Source organism: Mucilaginibacter angelicae, assembly GCF_042434235.1.
Classification (GTDB): domain Bacteria; phylum Bacteroidota; class Bacteroidia; order Sphingobacteriales; family Sphingobacteriaceae; genus Mucilaginibacter; species Mucilaginibacter angelicae.
Genome location: NZ_JBHLTS010000033.1, coordinates 1 through 644, shown reverse-complemented (window position 1 = coordinate 644; position 644 = coordinate 1). Strand labels below are relative to the sequence as shown.

The following is a 644-nucleotide window of genomic DNA, read 5'->3' as shown; positions in this document are numbered from 1 at the left end:
TGATAATACTTCCTGCCAGTATGCGGCATGTGCACCCTGTGCCCCTGCTGATAAAACCGATTGCTGCCAGGCAGCGTAATCTTTATACTGGATCCCTAAGGGTTGTAACTGTACCGGTGATCCTGCCTTCCCTGAATTATAATATCCCAATACCTCCCCGATCAGTACTTCCATCGACCAGCCGTCGCTGATGATATGGTGCATCACATACGCGAAAACCCAATGGTCTTCTGATAACCGGCATAACAGCGCCCGCAGCAATGGCCCTTCAGCCAGATCAAAGCTTTCATTCACAAATTCCCTTACCTGTCCATTTACGCTATCCTCATCCCCTCTAAGGTCAAGCTCCTCGATGCGAAACCCAAGCTCTTCCGGGCTAAGGATATACTGGCGTACATCGCCTGATCCGTTTTCTCTAAATACCGTCCGAAGGACCTCGTGGCGGCTGATCAGGCGGCTGAAGCCTGATGATAGCAACGCCACATCCAACTCCCCGCGGAACTCATAAATGCCCGGTATGTTATAGGCCACATTGGCCTCCGACAATTGCCCGAGCACCCATAACCGCCGCTGTGATGACGATAACACGTAATCCGGGGATGCCCCTACTTCGGGGATACGGCTATATTCCGCCTGAATACCGG

1 protein-coding gene is annotated in these 644 nt (G+C 52.2%); it reads right to left on the bottom strand.

All coding sequences use genetic code 11. From position 1 onward, the window contains the following. The coding region (locus tag ACFFGT_RS19160) for a condensation domain-containing protein (RefSeq protein ID WP_377024126.1) at positions 1 to 644 on the bottom strand (644 nt) is incomplete at both ends.